A 14,098-nucleotide genomic window follows, 5' to 3' on the forward strand; every position below is an offset into this window, starting at 1 on the left:
GATTGTTGCAGAGTCAGTCCAGCGTTTCATCACAAAATCGAAGTCTCGCAATAGACGAGGCGCTCTGAATGAGTCCTTTGTCATTATTGATGAAGCTCAGTCCATCGACTTTTTAAGCTTGTGCAGACTGCTTAAATGTCTGCCAATTACCGCAAGAATTTGCTTCGTGGGCGACCACAAAAAGTTACCTCCACTGGGTCCCGGCAATATGTTTCATCAATTATCCTTGTCCGATTCAAACATAGTTACACGGTTGGGACATTCTTACGATAGTACTTCCAGTAACGGTCTACATGCTTTGAGAAAAGCCTTATCGGAAACTGACGGACAATTTGATGTTGAGGTAATACCAACTGAAGATTTTGTTAGCCGCAAGAATATCAGCATATACCAAACCACTGAAATCTCTCACGAGGCGTTGAGTAATCTCACCGCCAACCTTTGGCTTGAAACGTTTGAAAGGTACGACGTTGCACCTACAGTTGTATGTGCAAACACGCTGTTATGCGAAAGGATCAACGAACAGATACAGCAAGTAAGGTTTTATCGGAAGAAAGCCCCTTCTATCTCAGTTGGCGAGAAAGTCTTTTATGAAAGCGACCCAGTGTTATTCAAAAGCAAATGCGCATTTTTGAATATCGCTTCAGGCGTATTCGCTGTCATTCGCGAAATATTCGAAGAGCCATTGTTTGTTCGCGGAAGAGAGTGTTTCGTGAGCATATCAATTGGAGGAGAAACTCTTGAGTTGAGCAAAGATGATATGGCTTGCTTGTCACTTCGCTACTCAATAACCGCTCACAAGTTACAAGGCAAAAAGATTGATAACGCGATGGTTGTTTCGGATAACGCCTTCTTGATAGATAAAGCGTGGCTGTACACTGTGGTCGCGGCTGCTCGCGAACGTATGTTTTTAGTGGGAAGCTATGAATGTCTTAAAAAAGCGGTCAGTGATAGAAAGTATAGTTCGATAAGGTACTTCGGTATCCCCTTGAGGTTGGAGGTCTAAGATGATATCAGGATTGATAGAAACAAAGGTAAAATACGACCGCAAAGACCATTATGTTTATCAAAATGAGGATGGCGAAGTACTGTGGCCACCAACCGATTTCATTATGGAATTCGAAGGCGATGAGAAAACTAAAAATAAGTATAGAAAAGCAATAAGACGATTGTTTAAGTACATCAGAAGTAGAGAACATGATATGTCATGGCTGGATATGAATGACGAGCACATGGAGCGATTCAGAAATTGGAGCTTAGAAGAAACAAAAGCCGATTCGCGTTATCGAGGTGAAGAAAACCTAGCCAAGCAAACCACGAATAATGATTTTCTGATGCCGATATACGCATTTTATTACTGGGTGCAAAAACAAGGTGTTTACGGCGAGCATATTCTTGGGTACTCACCTAATAACAAGATCTTCTATCAGATCACCTCATCCTTGCTGCAAAGAGATATCGCAATATCTAAAGGTGATAAACCAAACAACAATTTTCTTTATCCTAAGCTCTTTAAGAACTGTGATAACCGAAATTATAAAGACCGTTCAGCCAGCGAAGATGAATTCGATGAGCTGATTGAATATATCATTTCGTGCTTTAAAGGCTATAAAAGAGCGTCATTGTTGCTGATTGCTCAGATAATCAATATGGCGGGCGGTCGCCCAGTTTCAATTGCTAGCCTCGTGAGATATCAGTTTTATAAAGAAACGGTCGAAAGGGAACTATTTAAAGAGAAAAAGGACCGTTTTGATGTTGTCCCCAGAAAAGCGAAGTTCGGTAATACAATGCCTATTAGGTTCCCTGTTTCGACAGCGCTATCAATCATGTCTTTTATCGAAAACGAACTGGAGCCTTTCCTAAGTGAAAATGACATCAAGAGATATGATGGACACTTGTTCCTGAACCCGAAAAGCCATAAGCCATATACAGCTAACGACATAAGCAAAATTTTTAGCGAGATTACTGCCGATTTGGGATGGCCAAAAGGAAAGTCGATTTACTCACTTAGGCATAAGTTTTCCAATGAACAGTTTGATAAAACGCTAGCCATTGCAATCGAACTTGGATTTAGTGCAGATGAAGCCTCTATCGCTATGCAAATGCAAAAAGAGATGACTCACAAGTCAGGCGGTTCGCTTAAGAATTACGTTGAAAGTCGCATGCGCATCGGTCAACAGACCGAAGCCAACAAGCAAGATCTGAAAATTAAGGCTTTAGAATCTGACAAGCAAAGACTTTTATTGGAAACGCAAAAAGCATTTGACATCGCTGAGCAAAAGGTAGCTTATAATCAAGAGCTATTAAAAAAGATAGAAGAATTACAGTCTAAGCTCTCTATATTAAAGCAGTAAGATTGGGCAAGCCGAAGATTGAAGTGCCACTAATTCTCTAGACACCTTTTAGTTAGATAAACTGACTAAAAATAAGGTGGACTTATATGAGCAGACAACGCTATCCAGAAGAGTTTAAGGTTGAGGCAGTAAAACAGGTTACTGAACGAAATCATTCAGTTGCAGATGTTGCCCAGAGATTGGGTGTAACTAGCCACAGCATTTATAATTGGATGAAAGCCTACTAACAAAGTCATGGTGTACTCGGATCAAGATAGCCAATAACAAGCTATGAATGGCAATCATTTCTAGCTGAACACGAACTAGAAGGCAGTATGAGTCGGAGGGGTAACTGCCACCACAATGCTGTTGCTGAAAGCTTTTTCCAACTGTTAAAGCGCGAACGAATAAAGAAACGAGTTTACACAACTCGTGAGCAAGCAAGGACTGATATTTTTAACTATATTGAGATGTTTTATAACGTAAAACTAAAGCACGGTTCCAATAATTTACTGTCACCAGTAAACTTTGAGGACCAATACCGCAAACAACTAGAAAGAGTCTAGGTTATTGGTGGTGATTCAGTGCACTGTTTTCAACATCTGTAAGTTAAAGCAGAAGGAAATGTCAATTTTTGCTTGTTTACTTCATTAACTGATAGTCTGCTTGGCACTTGCTACTTTTACAAAGAAAAGTTTGGGAACGCCAAGCAAAGAGACTATGCCCATGAATAGCTAAGCCAACTTGTGAAGTTATTAGATTCGCACCAGAAATAAAGATGGCTTTTGGATTAATGTAATAGAATACTATTGGATGAAAGTGCGATATTTGTTGACGCTCTTTCACTACGCAATAATGATTTGTACACTGATAGTGTATAAATTTCGTTCAGCTTAAGATCACTAGGCCAAGTAGAGTAGTTTATATTAATGGGAATGCTTTTCTTTGACATTTTCTGCCTTGTCGTCGGTCCGCAGTTTTGACAAATAGTACTTCTCAAATGCAAAGAGTCCGATAATTCCCACAAAAGAAATGGCGATAATAATTGGATCACTCGCTGCTTTCATGCTCAGAAACGCGCCAAGGACAATCAAATCGAAAATTATAGCACTTAGCAATATCGTGGCTTTTGCGCTGACATCCTCTCTAAGATAGCGATACACCCCCCAATGGATGATGATGTCCATGACCAGATAAAAAATTACGCCTAAGGATGCTATGCGGCCTAAATCAAAAAATGCAGCCAATAGGCCTGCCATAATAACGGTGAAAACTAGCGTATGTTTTTGAATATCACCAGGCATGCCAAAATGACGGTGTGGAATGAGGTTCATCTCAGTGAGCATCGCGAGCATGCGTGATACAGCAAAGACACTTGCAAGGAGACCCGATGCGGTTGCGATAATGGCAACTGCTACCGTGAACCAGACCCCGTATTCACCAAAAGCAGGCCGCGCCGCTTCTGCCAGTGCATAGTCTTTAGCGGTAGCAATTTCATTAATAGTCAATGTTGAGCCAACAGCGAGGGCGACGGTCATATAGACCAGCAGACATATTGCCAAAGAAATAACAATTGCACGGCCGACATTCTTCTTAGGCTCGACAATTTCTCCGCCGCTATTCGTGATTGTCGTAAACCCCTTGAACGCTAAAATAGCGAGTGCAACCCCAGCTATAAAACCCGTAGTCGAACTTTCTGAGCTTGGTGCACTTTGTGTAAACTCAAACGTAAATCCAGATACCCAAAGTATTGTCAGTGAGAAGATCAGTATGCCGCCAATTTTTAAAATCGCAGTGATTGTCGATATCGCTCCAATAACCTTATTACCGGCGATGTTGACAACAAAGGCGAATATTATCAGGCCTATCGCGAGTATAGGAACGAGTACGGAGTCACCCCCGATGTCGAATAATTGCAGCGTATAGGTCCCAAACGTTCTGGCAACTAGGCTTTCGTTGATGATCATTGAAAAGGCCATCATCAAAGCGGCGGCACCCGTAACCGTCGTTGGTCCATATGATTTTTTTAAGATCATCGCTATGCCGCCAGCTGAGGGATATTTATTCGATACTTTTATATAGGTATAGGCGCTAAACCCACTTATTATCGCGCCAATTAGAAAAGCAAGGGGGAATAGTGACCCGGATAACTCGGCGACCTGCCCCGTCAATGCAAATATGCCGGCGCCAATCATGACTCCAGTGCCCATGGCCACCGCTCCGGCTAGGCTTAGGCTGTCTTTATTATACGAATTACGTTGCATCTAATTTAGTCTCTTATTTTTAAATGAATGAAACTTATGGATTATGTGTATGCAATTTTCAATATCCGACTCACTTGCCCAAATAAACCTTTTATCACCTCAATCCTTCCCTAATCTGTTGTGGCCTTGCACCGAGATGTAGACGTTCGGGGCATTGCTTTTTTCATTAAAACCAGAAACGTATCCCGGCAACCCACTGTGTTTGTCTGGTTGCCCGGCCCTCTAATTTGGCAAAATCTGCGGTATTACCATATTTTCCGGTCCATTCAACACCTAGATAAGGAGCAAATTGGCGGCTGAATTCATACCTAAGTCGAATTCCCGTAGTTAACAATGAAAGTCCCTTGCCGACACCATTTTCAGAGTCATCTTTGCCAAAGGCACTGACAATAAAACGAGGTTGCAATATCAAGCGCTGCGTAATAAGTAGCTCATACTCGGCTTCTAAATTAAAGGCGGTACGGCCCTCCGGACCGACAGAAAGACTGGTATCCACCTCAAACCAGTAAGGAGCCAGTCCTTGTACACCAAGTGTTAGCCATTGCCGCGAAGGACCTTCTGAACTATCAAATCTGAGCCCAATCTGACTGTCCCAAAAGGTGCTGAACGCATGTCCCCACAATATCTGGGTCTCACTTTCGGCCAGTTTGTTGTCAGTTAATTCCCCCTCCGCCTTAATTACCAAGCGCTCGTAACTATTGCCATACCAAGCTTGCGCATCATATTGACTGACACTTCCCACGCTACTGGACAGGCCATCGGCATATTCAAAACGATTAAAGGTGACTGCCCAAAATGCATGTTCATCGGCCATTTTTAATTGCCGAGGCCCGGGCAAGGCAAAAGCACCGCTATCTAGGGTTAACCCATCCGAGTAAGCATGAGGATCCCGTGCGTCAAGCGGCGGAGTTTTGGACATATCCACCCCTTGCACAGAATCCATTCCACTCATGGTATCTTTATCCATTGGCATATCTGCTTCGGCAGCATCTTTTTGCTGCATTTTGGAATGCTCCATCCCTTGCATAGCGTCCATACCACTCATGGCACTTTTATCCTTAGACATATCCGCTTTTTCAACATTATTTTGCTGCATTTTGGAATGATCCATTCCTTGCATAGAATCCATTCCACTCATGGTATTTTGGGGCGTTGGTGTCTCATCCGCAGATTCAGTGTGAACATGTTGCTGCGCAAGTGCCGCTAGTGAATACATACACAACACACTTGCAATAACGCTATTTTTAATCATTTTTTGTTTATTCCTCATGAAATCACCACTTCACGGAACATGCCTGCGTCCATATGAAATAGCAGATGACAATGCCATGCCCATCTCCCGAGAGCATCGGCGGTTACCAGAAAGCTGATACGCTGCGCGGGCTGTACTGGTATGGTGTGGCGTCTGGCCATGAATTCACCTTTGTCATTTTCCAGATCACTCCATACACCGTGCAAATGCATGGGATGAGTCATCATAGTGTCATTTTGTAAAATAACCCTGACGCGTTCTCCATGACGAAAATGCACCGGAGTAGATTTTCCAAACTCCAGTCCATCAAAGGACCAGGTATAACGTTCCATATTACCGGTAAGATGCAGTTCAACTTCGCGCTCAGGTAAACGAGGGTCGAATGGACCTCCTAGCGTATGCAGATCAGCCAGGGTTAACACGCGTCTTCCATTGTTACGTAAGCCGATACCCGGATCGTCCAGATTGGTTCTGGGCATTTCCACTCGGGAATCTACTGACGGACCATACTCGCTTCGTGCGTGATTGACGGTTTGCGAAGGTATTGCCAAGGGACTGTTGTTCATAGCATGCTGACTGTGATCCATAGACTTAGCACCATGTCCCATGGCGCTATGATCTATTGGCATACTGCCGAGATCCATACCAGACATATCATCACCTTGCGCCATATTGCCCATCATATCTTTCATGGCTAGCCAAACGGGTTTATCTACAACAGGGACTTCGGCTATCAGTCCTTGTTGCACTGCCAATGTTCCTCGGGTATAACCGGTTCTATCCATCGACTGGGCAAAAATACTGTGGGCGTCATCGGTGGGCTTGACCACAACATCATAGGTCTCTCCTGGGCCAAATCTAAATTCATCGACACTAACAGGTTCAACATCCTGACCGTCAGCAGATACAACCTTTAGCTTTAAACCAGGAATACGTACATCGAAGAAGGTGTTGCTCGAGCCGTTAATAAAGCGCAGGCGCAGTGTTTCGCCGGGTTTGAAGACCCCAGTCCAGTTGCCATTTGGTGTTTGGCCGTTCATTAAAAAGGTAAAGGTTGTAGCGGATACATCGGCTAAATCTGTCGGGCTCATACGCATTTCGTTCCACATCTTGCGCATTGCCACTGCTTTGCCTATTCCGTAACGGGATACATCGTTAAAAAAGTCACGCGCCGTAGGCTGGTTGTAATTGTAGTAATCGCTTTGCTGTTTTAAATGAGCAAAAACAGACATGGGATTTTCATCGGTCCAGTCAGAAAGTTGCACCACCATGTCTTGGTCGGTGGTTATTTTCTCTCCCGCTTTAGGCTGAATAATGATACTACCGTACATACCGGTCATTTCCTGAAAGCCAGTATGGGAGTGATACCAATAAGTACCTGCCTGCTGCACTTTAAAGCGGTAGGTAAATGTTTCGCCGGGCGCAATACCGGGATAACTGATACCAGGTACGCCATCCATTTGATAGGGTAAGATGATGCCGTGCCAATGAATGGACGTGGAAACCGATAAACGATTGGTAACGCGAATAGTCACCGTTTCGCCTTCACGCCAAACTAAAGTGGGTGCAGGAATGCTGCCGTTGATCGTGGTTGCAGTCCGTACATTACCGGTAAAATTCACGCTTGTCTCACTCACGGTGAGATCAAATTCGTTACCTGTTAACGTATTGGCTTTGGTAGAACTGACATGTTCTTGACTAAATGCTGTACCTAAGTTTCCCATACCAATAGCAATAGAACCGGCAAGGGTTCCTTTGACAAAATGGCGACGCGGTACACAAGTGGGCGCAAAGAATTTACTGTTGTTTTTTGACATAAGTCCTCTAATCTGACTAACTCATGTGAGAATTTTAAAACTAAGACTACCAGCAAGTAACTGAATGTATAGAGCACTAATAAAATGTAATGTGGCTGTAATGTTACGACCCTAGAAGAGGTGTTCAATGAAGAGACAAAGACGTATGTTTTCAGCAGAATTCAAGTTTGAAGAAGCAAACCTGATCTTGCAGCAAGGTTACTCAATCCTGAGGCGGCAAGAGCATTAGATATTGGCGAAACAGCAGTTCGCCGCTGGGTGACGCAATTGCAAGAAGAGCGTAATGGCGGTACACCTAAGCCCGGGCACCTGAACAGCAAAAAATCCAAGAGCTTGAAGCAAGAGTAAGTCGTTTAGAGCGGGAAAAATCTATTTTAAAAAAGGCTACTGTCCGTTACGGAGTAATCGCTTGATGTCGGACGAGCACGAGCGTACGCGCTGATAGACCAATTGAGAGAGCATGAGACGGTAGAAAATGTCTGTGACGTATTTGATATTGCGACTAGCAGCTATTATGACCACCGCCAAAGAAACAGTGTGATAGATATTAAGCGAACGATGTTACGTATTCAAGTGAACGAATTATTTACCCTCAGTCGACGCTTAGCAGGTAACAGAACCATTGTTGATATGCTGCAAGACAGGGAGGTTTATATTGGCCGCTTCAAAGTACGCAGACTAATGAAAGAGCTTGAGTTAACGAGTATGCAACCTGGCTCACATACCTATAAAGCGACAACCGTTGAGCGTCCAGACATACCGAATCGATTAAAGCGAAAATTTGATGTTGGAACGCCAAATAGCGTGTGGTGCAGTGACATTCCGTAAATTTGGGCAGGCAATCGCTGGCACTACTTAGCGGTTGTCATTGATTTATACTCGAGACGTATTGTGGGCTGGTCGATGTCGGCTAAGCCTGATGCAGAACTCGTCGTAAACGCGTTAGATATGGCTTATGAGCAACGAGGTCGTCCACAAAAAATCATGTTTCACACTGACCAAGGAAGCCAGTATGGTAGCCGCAAATTCAGACAGCGGTTATGGCTTTATCGGATGAAGCAAAGTATGAGTCGCAGGGGAAATTGCTGGGACAACGCGCCGATGGAAAGAGTATTCAGAAGCTTGAAGTCAGAGTCGATACCAGCAACCGGATATAATTCTTTGCAAGAGGAAAAGCGTGATATCAGCCATTGCTTGATGAATTACAACTATTGGAACGGCCGCACACATTCAATAACGGGCTGGCCCTGCAAAAGCGGAGAGCCAACCTATTTTAAAGTCCGGAATTAGTTAACCACTACACTGTGTTTAAACATTAATAGTTAAATCGCTCTTTAATTTGGCTCATTAATGGGCCATTTCTTGATTGATCTTGGGATCGCGCGCCGTCAGTATTTGGTACTGCTCTGCCGTTAAATCAGGTAATTGCTGTAAAAAAGCTACCATCGCCCAAATTCTTTCGTCCTCATGTGTCGGTCCCCAGGCTGGCATGCCTGATGCCTTAATACCATGTTTGATTACCCAGAATTGTCGCCGGGCTAAGCTAATTTTGTCAACATTTTCCCACTCTAATTCCCCATTATAAGTCGCAAGATTAGGAGGTGTGGGATACAAGCCCAAACTCATATCACTTCTAATTTTACCCGGCTTTAAATGACAAGCACTGCACATATCGTTGTAATCGGCCCCTCCCATCAAAAGAAGGTCGGGTGAGTCCAAAGCCGGTACTTGAATATCTTCAGATGAACGCTCTATAGCCTTTTTCCTAAGTGTTTCCAGCAGCCAATATTCCACTTTGCTATGAGGCACATCAGCACCGATCGAATAAGTGCCAGAATAAATAAAGACACCAACACCTATCACTGCACTTAAAATAACGATAAGAATGGCTTTAATCATATTCATATTAGACTCATTTTATTGTTTAAGTTTTCACGGGGCGGGTTTAACTCATGCGGGCCGGAGATCCAGCTAGTGCTTATCTTTGTGCTCTTGTTCGCTTGTGTCCTTTATCGAGTTGCGATCTTCTGTCTGTCCTCCTACTTCCATATTTCCGTCCATATTCATTTCACCGTTCATCATCTTCTGGCACTTTTTCATCATTGCCATAGCGACGAGATCATTATTCTTCATGTTTTTTATATCCTCCATGTCACTACAATCTAGCGCTTGGTTTTCTTTAGTATGCTCTTTGGGATCGTGCGCCGCTGCATTTATTGATATTCCTATCAATGCAAATGTTAGTACAGATAATATGTTGTAGCTTTTCATCATTAATACTCAAATTTATTGTTTATATTTAGTGTAGAAATATTCAAACACTTTTACGTCAACACCAGTACAGGCCATATAGGTTAAAGAAAACGCTTCGTCAACTTGCTGCGTGAACATGGCTAGTATAATGACAATTTAAGCAATTCTGTGTAACACTAAAGTCCTTAGCTACTATTATAATACAAAGAGTACAACTCAATTCTGCTCAAATAGTAACGTAGTCACTATACTCCTTGAACATGTCTATGCGATTACCCTTACATTACACTTACGTAATTTTGGGCGACAACATTGTATTTATAATTTTTATTGAGTAGAAGAAGATCGTAATCAATGGGTGTAAAGTGGCCTAACAACTGATTCCAAAGGCGTTTGTTCACTTCATTATGTTGCGCTGAGCTATTTTATTTTCCCTAAGGTGTGAACACACAGCATTGTTGTTGGAGCTCATTAGATGCTTTTTTCTATCTGCTCAGCAAAGGAAACTTTATTAATTTTGGCAAATAACTCTATTATGGATGGTTGACTGCTTCTTGAATCACTCTGATGGCACAAAACTTGACATAACGGATAGAAAGTAAGCCTAACTAATAAGAAAATGGGCTATTTGGATAGATTGTACATAGTAATAGTTGCACAGTAAGTAAATTTTACACAATAGTTAAGAACGGAATTGAGGGTTTAGAAATTTATATGACTCACTGCGCTTATAGATTTATTACTTTTAGCGATTTACTGAAGTGCCTGCTACTCATTGTAGCCATTACTTGTGGCTTTTCCGTTAGTGCCTGTGATAGTCAAGATACAGAAATTAACTCGTCCATACATCAAATGATTGAAGCGGAGCATCTTGCGTCTAACGCTAACAGTCAGGGACACAAAAAAAATCACGATAGCCAACATTGTTTAGAAACGTGTTGTTTGGGTTTCTGCGATTGTTCTCATGCGAATTCGATTTGGACGCCTGTCAGTGATTATGGCAACGAAAACACGTTTTCGAGTGATTGTTACTTATCTTTCAAACAGAACACATTACCATCAATCTCCTCTCGCTTGCTTAGACCTCCAATAGCATAAACTCTAGATTAAAATAACAACATTAAAGACACACTCGCACGCTTTGTCCATGTGTCTGTCTTTGTTAATTAATTCGGAGAAAGACTGATGTCTAACCAGTTAACTAATGATCGGCGTAAATTTGTAAAATCATCCGCTTTGACGTTCGGCGGAAAAACACTGCTACGCCAGGTTTCACCAGCGTGGACTACGCCAGAAGGCATCACTAGCTCTAGCCAAAACCGTATGCCGAGTTTTCGTGACAGTGTTGTCAGCGGCGACACGATTGAAGTGACTATCAGCGAAGAAAGTAAGCTTGTTGCTGGCTCTGCTGGACTACACATCACCATCAATGGTTCGTCTCTCGGACTGCTTATGCGTTTAAAGGAAGGTCAGCACGTCACTATAAACGTAACAAATAATTTGACTGAAAGCACAACAATCCATTGGCATAGATTGATATTCCCTTACAGAATGGACGGCGTACTCGGTGTATCTTTTCCTAGTATTGCCGCTGACAGCATCTTTACTCATGAGTTCGATATTGAACAAAACGGCACATACCGGTATCACAGCCACTCTGGTCTTCAAGAACACCTTGGGCCCATGGCCATTGAACCCAAAGATGGCAACATTGGTGCAGATCGAGAGCACTCAATTATTCTCAGTGACTGGACCCTCGAGGACTATCACGATGTATTCCGCCTTCTGAAAGTTGCAGAGGGGTATTACAATTACCAGCCGCGCACAATTGATGACACGATTATTGATATAAAGAATCAGGGATTCATCAATACGGTCAAGGAACGAGCAATGTGGTCTAGTATGCGCATGAATCCAAGAGGCATACTTGACGTCACGGGCGCGACCTATGCACACCTAATGAACGGCCGTGACCTACAAACAAACTGGACTGCGTTATGCAAATCGGGAGAGAGCGTACGTTTAAGGCTTATTGACGGGTCTAAAATGACATACTTTGATATCAGTATTTCGATGGAAGCGGAATATGATTATCGAGTTTCGCAAACGTCGTACATACAACCACGCATCTCTGTGTCTGCTTCACTATTAGAGTCAGAGCGGTTCGATAGACCATCTGGGGTTAATACCATTCGTGTTGGCCTACGCTATCGAATGGAGGTTTTTCGTGAAATTGCTCCGTATGTTGGTGCTTATTGGTTAAAAGCATTAGGAAATTCTGCAGACAACCTTTGTAGCACTGGAGATTCGGTTCATGAAACAGGCATTGTTTTTGGTGCTCGAGCATGATTCTGATGCCTGAACTGTACCAACAACTTATGGCGCTTTTTCTTCAGCTTTTGATTGCATTAGTTGCTGTTATTGGATGTGCGATGAGTCACTACCGCATATTGCAGTTTTTGGAAAGACAAATAACGAACACCTTCACTGGAGTATACGGTCTAATTGCGCTTTTTTGTGGAATTACCGTTTCTCAACTATTTGCAGCGTTATGGTTCACATTCGCTTTTCAAGCGTCCATTACGATGGACTTAGGAAACGTAAGTGGTGGCACACTAAATCCATTTATTGAGCTTTTCTACTATTCGCTTATTAACTTAACTACGCTTGGCCTTGGTCAGATTGAAGCATCTGAGCACTTGAGATTTCTTGCAGGCGTGGAGGCAATGACGGGCTTCTTGCTAGTAAGTTGTTCAGCGTCTGTGCTTATTCGATTCATGAAACACGAACCCTAAACTTAAGGACTTATATATGTCTAAATATACAAAATTTTTCGCAATGATACTTACTTCTACGGCTTTCATGCTGGTCATGATGTACCTCAATTCGTATTCAATTGAACACGTGTTTTTCAGTGAAACTCGCCTATACATGGCTATCTACATGGGAGCGATGATGGCAGCTATCATGCTGCTATTTATGCTCAACATGTATGAAAGCAAAATTAAAAACGTATCAATTATAGCAGGTAGCATTATCGTCTTCTGCTTTGCTCTATTTTTGGTGCGGTCGCAAACTACTATTGAAGATAGCGCGTGGATGAAAGCGATGATCCCCCATCATTCCATTGCAATATTAACCAGTGACCGCGCAAACATCGCCGATTCCCGTGTTCAGCAGTTGGCAAAAGAGATTATCAGTGCACAAGAGCGGGAAATAAAAGAAATGAAATGGTTAATCGCAGATATAAAAGAAAACGGTATAGCGTCATCAGAAAGGGAAGCTTCAAGACGTCCTGTACCGGATTTTTCAGGCGAGTAGTTACGAGTTTTCACAATCACAAAATAGTTGGAGGATCAACATGAGTAAATCTGCAACACTGTATAGAATGCATACGAAAGAACACATTTGCCCCTATGGTTTACGTTCAAAAGACTTATTAGAGAGAAAAGGGTATGACGTCAAAGATCATAAGCTGAGCTCTCGTGAAGAAACAGATAAATTTAAAGATAAACATGGTGTTGAAACTACGCCTCAAACCTTTATTGACGACGAACGTGTTGGAGGTTATGACAACCTCAGAGAGTTTTTCAACATGGGCGAAGCCGGGCAGACTGGCACAACCTATACACCTGTTATCGCAATTTTCGCGACCGCATTTTTAATGGCATTGGCGATTGTTTTTGCTCAAACTGGTGATATTGAATCGCTGTTATCAGTTTCAGTAATCGAAATATTTGTCGCGCTAAGTATGTCCATTTTAGCTATCCAAAAATTACGGGATTTGTATGGCTTTACCAATTCTTTTATTACTTATGACCTGTTGGCAATGCGCAGTATTCGGTATGGATACACTTACCCATTTGCTGAAGCATTCGCAGGAATCGGTATGCTTGCGGGATTGTCTGGATTTGTTGTTGGCCCAGTGTCCTTATTTATTGGGACAATAGGTGCGATATCGGTATTTAAGGCCGTGTACGTGGATAAGCGTGAATTGAAATGTGCTTGCGTTGGTGGAGACAGTAATGTTCCCCTTGGGTTTGTTTCATTGACCGAAAATCTATTTATGATAGGCGCGGGATTTTGGATGCTATATCTGGCAATCGGCAGTTAAGTGTTATGTGTCGCTCCATCCATAATGGTTGGAGCGACAAGTTATGAATAATTGTGTCAATATTT

12 protein-coding genes and 2 pseudogenes are annotated in these 14,098 nt (G+C 42.6%); 9 read left to right on the forward strand and 5 right to left on the reverse strand.

What is annotated here, in order from left to right:
- From GMES_RS08525 to GMES_RS08540, 4 genes and pseudogenes are all read left to right on the forward strand, one after another.
- A partial coding sequence (locus tag GMES_RS08525; protein WP_039986977.1) for an ATP-dependent DNA helicase occupies positions 1-1,006 on the forward strand: 1,006 nt, incomplete at its 5' end.
- Position 1,007: 1 nt separating this feature from the next.
- Positions 1,008-2,354, forward strand: coding sequence for a site-specific integrase (locus tag GMES_RS08530; RefSeq protein WP_006992239.1), 1,347 nt, complete (start codon positions 1,008-1,010; stop codon positions 2,352-2,354).
- Between the two features lie 86 nt (positions 2,355-2,440).
- Positions 2,441-2,581 carry a transposase gene (locus tag GMES_RS08535; RefSeq protein WP_006992240.1) on the forward strand — a complete coding sequence of 47 codons (141 nt, stop codon included), beginning with the start codon at positions 2,441-2,443 and terminating at the stop codon, positions 2,579-2,581.
- Positions 2,571-2,899 (forward strand): annotated as a pseudogene (locus GMES_RS08540) (IS3 family transposase); the annotation flags it as partial. The gene GMES_RS08535 and the pseudogene GMES_RS08540, both read left to right, overlap by 11 nt.
- A 360-nt stretch (positions 2,900-3,259) precedes the next feature.
- Here GMES_RS08540 and GMES_RS08545 read toward each other — a convergent pair.
- The 3 genes from GMES_RS08545 to GMES_RS08555 all read right to left on the reverse strand — a co-directional run bounded on the left by GMES_RS08545 (position 3,260) and on the right by GMES_RS08555 (position 7,666).
- Positions 3,260-4,597 (reverse strand): APC family permease, encoded by a 1,338-nt coding sequence (locus GMES_RS08545; RefSeq protein ID WP_006992241.1) that lies wholly within the window; start codon positions 4,595-4,597, stop codon positions 3,260-3,262.
- Positions 4,598-4,763: 166 nt separating this feature from the next.
- Positions 4,764-5,867, reverse strand: coding sequence for a copper resistance protein B (locus GMES_RS08550; RefSeq protein ID WP_226990272.1), 1,104 nt, complete (start codon positions 5,865-5,867; stop codon positions 4,764-4,766).
- Positions 5,864-7,666, reverse strand: a complete 1,803-nt coding sequence (locus tag GMES_RS08555) for a copper resistance system multicopper oxidase (protein WP_006992243.1) — start codon at positions 7,664-7,666, stop codon at positions 5,864-5,866. Before GMES_RS08555 ends, GMES_RS08550 begins: the two co-directional genes overlap by 4 nt.
- A 127-nt stretch (positions 7,667-7,793) precedes the next feature.
- On the opposite strand from GMES_RS08555, the pseudogene GMES_RS22205 reads away from it, so the two are divergent.
- Positions 7,794-8,960 (forward strand): annotated as a pseudogene (locus tag GMES_RS22205) (IS3 family transposase).
- Positions 8,961-9,013: 53 nt separating this feature from the next.
- Here GMES_RS22205 and GMES_RS08565 read toward each other — a convergent pair.
- On the reverse strand, positions 9,014-9,571 hold the full coding sequence (locus GMES_RS08565) for a c-type cytochrome (protein ID WP_006992246.1): 558 nt from the start codon (positions 9,569-9,571) through the stop codon (positions 9,014-9,016).
- Positions 9,572-9,637: 66 nt separating this feature from the next.
- Positions 9,638-9,898, reverse strand: a complete 261-nt coding sequence (locus GMES_RS08570; RefSeq protein ID WP_226990273.1) for a hypothetical protein — start codon at positions 9,896-9,898, stop codon at positions 9,638-9,640.
- A gap of 1,206 nt (positions 9,899-11,104) precedes the next feature.
- On the opposite strand from GMES_RS08570, the gene GMES_RS08575 reads away from it, so the two are divergent.
- The 4 genes from GMES_RS08575 to GMES_RS08590 are packed head-to-tail and all read left to right on the forward strand — an operon-like array spanning position 11,105 to position 14,033.
- Positions 11,105-12,268, forward strand: a complete 1,164-nt coding sequence (locus tag GMES_RS08575) for a multicopper oxidase domain-containing protein (protein WP_006992248.1) — start codon at positions 11,105-11,107, stop codon at positions 12,266-12,268.
- Complete coding sequence (locus tag GMES_RS08580; protein ID WP_006992249.1) at positions 12,265-12,714, forward strand: ion channel; 450 nt, start codon at positions 12,265-12,267, stop codon at positions 12,712-12,714. Before GMES_RS08575 ends, GMES_RS08580 begins: the two co-directional genes overlap by 4 nt.
- Positions 12,715-12,730: 16 nt before the next feature.
- Positions 12,731-13,240, forward strand: a complete 510-nt coding sequence (locus GMES_RS08585; protein ID WP_039986981.1) for a DUF305 domain-containing protein — start codon at positions 12,731-12,733, stop codon at positions 13,238-13,240.
- Positions 13,241-13,280: 40 nt separating this feature from the next.
- A complete protein-coding gene (locus GMES_RS08590; RefSeq protein ID WP_006992252.1) occupies positions 13,281-14,033 on the forward strand; it encodes a MauE/DoxX family redox-associated membrane protein in 753 nt (250 codons plus the stop codon).
- Positions 14,034-14,098: the final 65 nt, after the last annotated feature.

Origin of the sequence: Paraglaciecola mesophila KMM 241 (assembly GCF_000315015.1) — a bacterium.
Classification (GTDB): domain Bacteria; phylum Pseudomonadota; class Gammaproteobacteria; order Enterobacterales; family Alteromonadaceae; genus Paraglaciecola; species Paraglaciecola mesophila.

Coding starts and splice junctions, on each gene's coding strand:
- GMES_RS08575 (WP_006992248.1), top strand. CDS start 11,105: ATGTCTAACCAGTTAACTAATGATCGGCGTAAATTTGTAAAATCATCC.
- GMES_RS08555 (WP_006992243.1), bottom strand. CDS start 7,666: ATGTCAAAAAACAACAGTAAATTCTTTGCGCCCACTTGTGTACCGCGT.
- GMES_RS08565 (WP_006992246.1), bottom strand. CDS start 9,571: ATGAATATGATTAAAGCCATTCTTATCGTTATTTTAAGTGCAGTGATA.
- GMES_RS08585 (WP_039986981.1), top strand. CDS start 12,731: ATGTCTAAATATACAAAATTTTTCGCAATGATACTTACTTCTACGGCT.
- GMES_RS08530 (WP_006992239.1), top strand. CDS start 1,008: ATGATATCAGGATTGATAGAAACAAAGGTAAAATACGACCGCAAAGAC.
- GMES_RS08545 (WP_006992241.1), bottom strand. CDS start 4,597: ATGCAACGTAATTCGTATAATAAAGACAGCCTAAGCCTAGCCGGAGCG.
- GMES_RS08535 (WP_006992240.1), top strand. CDS start 2,441: ATGAGCAGACAACGCTATCCAGAAGAGTTTAAGGTTGAGGCAGTAAAA.
- GMES_RS08590 (WP_006992252.1), top strand. CDS start 13,281: ATGAGTAAATCTGCAACACTGTATAGAATGCATACGAAAGAACACATT.
- GMES_RS08580 (WP_006992249.1), top strand. CDS start 12,265: ATGATTCTGATGCCTGAACTGTACCAACAACTTATGGCGCTTTTTCTT.
- GMES_RS08550 (WP_226990272.1), bottom strand. CDS start 5,867: ATGAGGAATAAACAAAAAATGATTAAAAATAGCGTTATTGCAAGTGTG.